The 7,256-nt window shown below is 73.3% G+C and carries 6 protein-coding genes and 1 pseudogene; all 7 read right to left on the bottom strand.

Annotation, left to right across the window (positions count from 1 at the left end; translation table 11 throughout):
• Positions 1 to 175: 175 nt before the first annotated feature.
• A complete protein-coding gene (locus ACIQOV_RS18745) occupies positions 176 to 1,207 on the bottom strand; it encodes a polyprenyl synthetase family protein (RefSeq protein WP_359901742.1) in 1,032 nt (343 codons plus the stop codon).
• 293 nt (positions 1,208 to 1,500) lie between these two features.
• Positions 1,501 to 2,934, bottom strand: a complete 1,434-nt coding sequence (gene hpnE / locus ACIQOV_RS18740; RefSeq protein ID WP_401049726.1) for a hydroxysqualene dehydroxylase HpnE — start codon at positions 2,932 to 2,934, stop codon at positions 1,501 to 1,503.
• A gap of 127 nt (positions 2,935 to 3,061) precedes the next feature.
• On the bottom strand, positions 3,062 to 3,919 hold the full coding sequence (gene hpnD, locus ACIQOV_RS18735) for a presqualene diphosphate synthase HpnD (RefSeq protein WP_380539628.1): 858 nt from the start codon (positions 3,917 to 3,919) through the stop codon (positions 3,062 to 3,064).
• Positions 3,920 to 3,960: 41 nt separating this feature from the next.
• Positions 3,961 to 4,923, bottom strand: a complete 963-nt coding sequence (gene hpnC / locus ACIQOV_RS18730; RefSeq protein ID WP_401049724.1) for a squalene synthase HpnC — start codon at positions 4,921 to 4,923, stop codon at positions 3,961 to 3,963.
• Positions 4,924 to 5,229: 306 nt separating this feature from the next.
• The gene (locus ACIQOV_RS18725; protein WP_359901613.1) at positions 5,230 to 6,039 is read right to left on the bottom strand and encodes an ABC transporter ATP-binding protein; all 810 of its coding nucleotides are present in this window, start codon (positions 6,037 to 6,039) and stop codon (positions 5,230 to 5,232) included.
• Positions 6,032 to 6,973: an ABC transporter permease gene (locus ACIQOV_RS18720; protein WP_380348796.1), complete on the bottom strand. Its 942-nt coding sequence runs from the start codon at positions 6,971 to 6,973 to the stop codon at positions 6,032 to 6,034. Before ACIQOV_RS18720 ends, ACIQOV_RS18725 begins: the two co-directional genes overlap by 8 nt.
• A 152-nt stretch (positions 6,974 to 7,125) precedes the next feature.
• Positions 7,126 to 7,256, bottom strand: a pseudogene (locus tag ACIQOV_RS18715) (glycosyltransferase family 2 protein); the annotation flags it as partial.

Below are 7,256 nucleotides of genomic sequence, written 5' to 3'. Positions count from 1 at the left end.
CTCCCGCGCGTCGGCCGGCCGCAGGTCCGCCCCACCGGCCGGCCGGAGCTGGTCGGTGTCCTCGGGCTGCCACCGCCCCGTGCCCAGCAGGGCCGGGGGGCGGTCGCCCACCGCGACCGGCTCGGGATCGTACTCAGGGTCGAGCCGGCCGTCCGCGGTTGCTGTCAACGTAACGTCACCTCTCTCGTACCACCACGAATTCGGCGAGTGCGACGAAGTGCTCGCGCACCTCGTCGGTCATGGGCACCTCGTCCAGGGCGGCGAGGGCAGTCGTGTGCTGGCGGCGGGCTTCCTCCTGGGTCCAGGCGCGGCCGCCGGCCTCCTCGATCAGCGCGGCCCGGTCGGCGAGCTCGGGCTCGCTCTCCTCCCCGCGTCCCTTCGGGTCGGCCAGTTGCTCGGCGAGCCGGCGCGAGGCCGCTCCGCCCTCGGCCAGTGCGGCGGCCACCGGCAGGGACTTCTTGCGCTGGCGCAGGTCTCCCCAGTGCGGCTTGCCGGTGACCTCGGTGGCACCCCAGATGCCGAGCAGGTCGTCGACCGCCTGGAAGGCCAGGCCGAGGTGGTGGCCGTAGCGCTGGAGCGCGCCGGAGACCTTGTCGTCGGCGCCGGCCAGGACGGCGCCGATCGCCGAGGCGGCGGCCAGCAGGGCCGCCGTCTTGCCGCCCTCCATCTCCAGGCACTCCGCGACCGTGACGCTGTCGCGCTGTTCGAAGGCGACGTCCATGGCCTGGCCGTCGATCAGCCGGCGGGTCGCCGTGGTGAGCAGTCGGACGGCACGCGCGGCGTCGGTGGCGCTGGCGCCGCCGGTCACCGCGGCGTCGAGCAGCACCTCGGTGCCGAGCGTCGCCAGGGCGTCGCCGACCAGGATCGCCTGGGCCGGCCCGAAGACCGTCCAGGCGGTGGCCCGGTGCCGTCGGGTCTCGTCACCGTCCATCAGATCATCATGGAGGAGGGAGAAGTTGTGCACCAGTTCAACCGCGACCCCGCCGGGCACCCCCACCTCGGCCGCCGCGCCGGTGGCCCGGGCGGACAGCAGCGCCAGCGCCGGGCGCACGGCCTTGCCGCCGTCCCCCGTCACCGGCGTGCCGTCCCGGTCGATCCAGCCGAAGTGGTAGGCGGCGACGGTGTCCATGGGTGCGGCCAAACGGGCGACCGCGGCCCGTAGCGGCGGGGTGCAGAGCGTACGGCTGCGGGCGAGCAGCTCCGGCATCGAGACCGGTTCGGCGTGCGCCGTGCCTCCGACGGCGAAGCCGGTGCGTGACTCCACGTGCGTTCCCTCTCCCTCGTGGTGCCGGACCGCACGGGGCGGCCGGGTGCCGGCAGTGCGGCAGGTGTCGAATCGAGTGCCGGTGCCGATGGTGCCGGTGTCGGTGGTGCCGATATCAGTGGTGCCGGTGTCGGTGGTGCCGGTGCGGCCGGACGGGCCGCGGCCGGTGGTTGCGCCGATGCGCTCGACGGTACGCCCGTCGGCTCTGGCGGGCTCTCCGGCGGCGGAGCCCGCCGTCACCTGGGCCACCTCCCGTCGCCGCGGTCCACCGGCACCCGGGTGCCGGCCACGGCGAGCGCGGCGTCCGCCGCGGCGTGGCCGCTGCGCACGGCCCCTTCCATGGTCGCGGGCCAGCCGGTGGCCGTCCACGATCCGGCCAGCAGCAGGCCGGCGACGTCGGTACGGGCCGACGGGCGCAGCGCCCCGTTGCCCGGGGCCGGGTCGAAGGTGGCGGTGCGCTCCCGGGTGACGAAGAAGTCCAGCACCTCCGCCTGGGCCGCGGCCGGCAGCAGCCGGCCCAGCTCCGGCAGGTAGCGGCGGCGCAACTCGGCGACCGGGAGGTCGATCTCGTCCTGCGCGGCGGACTGCGACAGCGCCAGGTACTGGGCGCCCGGGTGGGCCCGGCCCAGCGGGGCGGCGGCCAGGCCGGAGTGCGCCGTGCGGTCGAAGACCCACTGGACCGGGGAGCCGAGCGCGGCGAAGAACGGCCGGCGCAGCACCTTGCGGTCGTAGATCACGTGCACGTTGAGGATCGGCGCGGTGCCGAAGCCGGCCAGCCGGTCCTGCCCGGGGATCGCGTTCGGCGGCAGCAGCGCGGCCGTGCTGTCCTGGGCGCCGGCCAGCACGACGGTGTCGGCGGTGAGCAGTTCCCCGCTCTCCAGCCGGACGTCGTGCTGCGGCGCGGCCGGCTTCAGTTCGGCCACCCGCGACCGCAGCAGCACCCGGACGCCGGCCCGCTCCAGCTCGGCGAGCGCCCGGTCGTGGTGGATCGTGCCGAGCGGGACGGCGGAGACGCCGATGTCCGAGGCGCCCGGGTCGGAGAGCAGACCGGTCTTGAACACCATCCCGGCGAGCGCCATCGACACCTGGTCGGCCCGGCCGTTCAGGGTGGCGACGCCGACCAGGTCCCACAGGGCGGCCTGGGTGGCGGCGTTCTGCCCGTTGCGGCGCAGCCACTCGCCGAAGGAGATCGCGTCCAGCTCCGGGTCGGCGAGGTCCAGCCGCCGCAGGGCGAGCGCGCCGCGGACCACCCGGGCGCGGTCGGCCGGGGACAGGTGCGGGTAGCGGGCCAGGCTGGCGGCCAGGTGCAGCGGGACGGGCAGGCCGGCCCGGCGCAGCCGCCCGAGGGTGCGCACCGGGGCGGCCTGCGGCCCGGTGACGGAGAGCACCGGGATGTCGAGGCGCTCCTGGAGGTGGACCAGCCGGGTGGCGCCGAGCCGCTCCAGCAGGCCGCGGTAGGCGGTGCAGCAGCGCAGGTAGACGTGCTGGCCGTTGTCGACGGTCAGCTCACCGCGCTGGAACGAGAAGGCCAGGCCGCCGAGCCGCGGCCGCCCCTCAGCGAGGGTGACCCGGTGGCCGGCCTCGGCGAGGCGCAGTGCGGTGGTGATCCCGGCCAGACCGCCGCCGACCACGACGGCGGCCGGGCGCGCGGCATCGGCTCGCCCGGTCATCGGCCCTCCCCCTCGCAGTCGGTGGACCGCCCGCAGGCGGTCGCTGAAGCCGGTACTCGTCCGGTCGGCACGGAACTACCCGCACGTGATTCCACGCTGACACAGCGTGACAGAACTGGTGTGAGAATCAAGAACGCCCCCCGGCGAGCCCGGAAAGCGCCACGTACGCCTTCTCCCAGCCCGGCAGGGAGACCCGGCCGCGCAGCACCGACTCCGGGTCGGTGGCGATCCGGCCGAGCAGCCGGTGGTAGATCCCGGCCATCGCGGCGGTGCAGGCGCGGCTGCGGCGGTCGAGCATCGGCAGCAGCCGCAGGCCCTCCTCGAAGGCCGCCTGGGCGCGGGCGGCCTCGAAGGCCACCAGGCCGGTGAAGTCCGCGCCGACCGGCGGCTCCGGCAGGGCGAAGCCCTGCTCGCAGCCGAACCGGACCAGGTCCTCGGCGGGCAGGTAGGTGCGGCCGTTCAGGGCGTCCTCGCGCAGGTCGCGCAGGATGTTGGTGAGCTGCAGCGCCAGGCCCAGGGTGTCCGCGTAGCGCGCCCCGAGCTCCGGGTCGTCGCAGCCGTAGACGCCCAGCGAGAGCCGCCCGATCGCGCCCGCCACGCAGCGGCAGTAGACCTTCAGCTCCTCGTAGGTCTGGTACTCGGCGCCCTTGAGGTCCATCTCGACGCCGTCGATCAGCTCGTCGAAGCCGCCGAGCGGGATCGGGAAGCGCCGGGCCGCGTCGGCCAGGGCGACCTTGATCGGGTCGGTGTCGTCCTCGGCGACGACCCCGGAGCGGACCTCGTCCACCAGTTCCCGGGTGCGCAGCAGTGCCTCGGCCTTGCGGTCGTCCGGGAGGTCGCCGTCCCCGATGTCGTCCACCCGGCGGGCCAGGGCGTACAGGGCCGACATGGCCAGCCGCTTGGGTTCGGGCAGCAACCGGATGCCGTAGCTGAAGTTGCGCGCCTGCAGTCCGGTGACTGCCTCGCAGTACCGGTACGCCGCCATGACCTGGGCCGACGCCAGTGGTGATACCGCCACTCGGGCGTTCACCTTCCCTTCGCGAAGATGGCCGCCGCCTTCGCTGCGAGGCGGCGCTTGTCAGGCTTCGCCTGCTGGGCGAGCACGTCGTACCCGGCGTCCTCGACGGCCGCCAGGGCCGCGTAGCCGCCTGCGGTGAATCCCGCCAGGAGCAGTCGAAGCCTCCCCCGAACCGTACCTACCAATGGTGCGCCGCGGTCGAGCAGGGTGCGGGCCCGCTCGACCTCGAAGGCGATCAGCTCGCGCACCGCGCCGTCGGCGGAGGGGGCGGCCAGGTCCGCCTCGGTGAGACCGAAGCGGGCCAGGTCCTCGGCGGGCAGGTAGATCCGGCCGTGGGCGAGGTCCTCGGCCACGTCCTGGATGTGCTCGACCACCTGGAGGCCGCTGCACACGGCGTCCGAGAGCTCGATCCGCTCGGGGGTGGAGACGCCGGCGATGGCCAGCACGAGGCGGCCGACCGGGTCGGCGGAGAGGGTGCAGTAGCCGAGCAGGTCGTCGAAGGTCGCGTAGCGGGCGGTGGTCTGGTCCACCCGGTTGGCCTCGATCAGACGGCGGAACGGCTCGGGGGTCAGGCCGTGCCGGTCGACCAGCGGGACGAGCGCGTCCAGCAGCGGGTGGCGGGGCCGGTCGGCGCCGGCCCCGGAGCCGCTGGCGGTGCGCAGCGCGGTCTCGAAGACCCGGTCGAGGTCCTGCTCCAGTCCGTCGAGCAGGGCGAGCCGGAAGGCGGTCTCCGGCGGGGTCGGCGGGCCGGGCTGGGCCGAAGGGGTGGCGGGGGGCGTCCGCTCGACCCCGAGCAGGCGGGCGGTGGCGGCCGGGTCGGCCAGGTCGCCGTCGCCGGCGTCGTCGACCAGGCGGGCGAAGCCGTACACCGCCATCAGGTCGTCGCGCCAGGCCGCGGGCAGGAAGAAGGGGGCGACGGGGAAGTTCTCCGCGCCCGCTTTGTCCAGGGTCTGTCCTGCGGAACCGTTCACCGGCGTATCTCTGGGCTGGGCCGAAGCCGACACTGCTGTCACTCCCCCGTTCTACACCGCGTGGCACGACCGGCCCGACTCGGACACGCGTCCGAGCGCGGGGGCCACGCACGGCACACCGCCCCCCGAGACCACCAGGCTGGCACGCCGGGGCGCGGCGGAAAAGAGCGCCCCGCCCCGGGCACCGCGCGCTCACCCCCGCGGCGGCGGGCCGGCCGGGACCGCGGGGCGTACGGACCGGGCCGCAGGCACGGTGAAGGGCCGGCTCCGGAAGTTCCGGAACCGGCCCCTGGGGTGTGACGGAGACTACGGTCGGTCGCCGCGCTCGTAGCGGCTGACGACCTCCTCGGTGGGTCCGTCCATGACCAGCTCGCCGGCCTCGATCCATATGGTCCGCTCGCAGACCTCGCGGATCGAGTTGTTGTCGTGGCTGACCAGGAAGACCGTACCGGCGGACTTGCGCAGCTCGTCGATCCGGCGCTTGCTGCGCTGCTGGAAGGCCTGGTCGCCGGTGGCGAGGGCCTCGTCGATCAGCAGCACGTCGTGGGTCTTCGCGGCCGCGATCGAGAAGCGCAGCCGGGCGCCCATGCCGGAGGAGTAGGTGCGCATCGGCAGGGAGATGAAGTCGCCCTTGTCGTTGATGCCGGAGAAGTCGACGATGTCCTGGTAGCGCGCCTTCACCTGGGCCGGGGTCATGCCCATCGCCAGGCAGCCGAGGATGACGTTGCGCTCACCGGTGAGCTCGTTCATCAGCGCGGCGTTGACGCCCAGCAGCGAGGGCTGGCCGTTGGTGTAGATGCCGCCCTTCTCGGTCGGCAGCAGGCCCGCGATGGCGGCCAGCATGGTCGACTTGCCGGAGCCGTTGGAGCCGATCAGACCGATCGCCTCACCCTTGTACGCGGTGAAGCTGACGCCCTTGACCGCGTGCACCTCGCGCACGCCGGCGGCGCGCTTGCGGCTGATGATGCGGCTCAGCGCCGAGGTGGCGCTGCCCTTGCCGGAGCCGGCGCCGTGCACCTTGTAGACGATGTGCACGTCGTCGACGACGACGGTGGGCTCGCGGGCCACGTCCGTGTCCAGGACGGTGTCGCTCTTGCTCAGGTCGATGTCAGCCACGGCCGTACTCCTCCTCGGCCTTCCAGAAGAAGACGTATCCGACGACGAACATGCCCACGCCCCAGGCGAGGCCGTACGCCCACTGGTGCGGCGGGAGGGCCTGGTGCACCGGCTGGTGCGGGTTGTAGATGACCGGCGCGAAGGCGTGCCGCAGCAGGTCCATGTAGATCGACGCCGGGTTGAGCGACATCAGCGTCTGGATGTAGTGCGGCCAGTGGGTGATCTTGTCCTGGATGCTGAACATCACACCGGACAGGAACATCCAGGCGCGCATCACGAACGGGATCAGCTGGGAGATGTCGCTGGTCCGGGAGCCGATCCGGGCCATCACCAGCGAGATGCCGGTGTTGAAGAGCGTCTGCAGGAGCAGCGCCGGGATGATCAGCAGCCAGGTCCGGCCCGGGGTGATGCCGGCGGCGAGCACGGTGACGACCAGGACGACCATGGAGATCAGCAGCTGCTGGAGCTGGATCACGGTGAAGGCGATCGGGAGGCTGGCCCGGGGGAAGTGCAGCGCCCGGATCAGCCCGAGGTTGTCGGAGATCGCCCGGGTGCCGGCCTGCACCGCGTTCTGGGTGAACTGGAAGACGAAGACGCCGATGCAGAGCCAGGCGATGTAGGTGTTGTCCGGGAAGCCCTGCTTGCTCGCCAGGATCACGCCGAAGACCAGGTAGAACACCGCGCAGTTGAGCAGCGGGGTCACCACCTGCCACAGCTGGCCGAGCTTGGCGTTGGTGTACTGGGCCACCAGGCGGGCGGTGGCGAAGGCCCAGATGAAGTGGCGCCGGGCCCAGAGCTGCTTGGAGTAGGCGAACAGGCCGGGACGGGCACCGCTGACCGCCAGACCGTACTTGTCCGCAAGCTGCTTGGGGGTCAGGCCCGCGTCCACCCCTCTGGGGGCCGAGAGGCTGACGGGTTCACTCACTGTCGACACATTCGTCCTTCACGCGGGATCGGTCGGGGCGGCCGGTCGGCGAGGTCCGCCGGTGCACCGATGGGGATCCACTGGGATCTCGGGGGAGCCGGCCGGCGTGTGGGCACCGGCCGCAGCGATCGGGCATTCGATGCGGGTGCCATCGGATGCGATCAGATGATCGGTGGTCGGCCCAGCCTGGTCAGTCGCCAGACGGTACGCCACCGCATGGGCCGCCGCGGACCGCAGGGTTCGCGCCAGCCCGCCCGGAACCCGCCCCACCAGGCCTTCAGCGCCTCCGGGG

The organism is Kitasatospora sp. NPDC091257 (genome assembly GCF_044757675.1).
GTDB classification, from domain to species: domain Bacteria; phylum Actinomycetota; class Actinomycetes; order Streptomycetales; family Streptomycetaceae; genus Kitasatospora; species Kitasatospora lactacystinica.
This window is presented reverse-complemented; position numbering and strand designations above follow the sequence as displayed.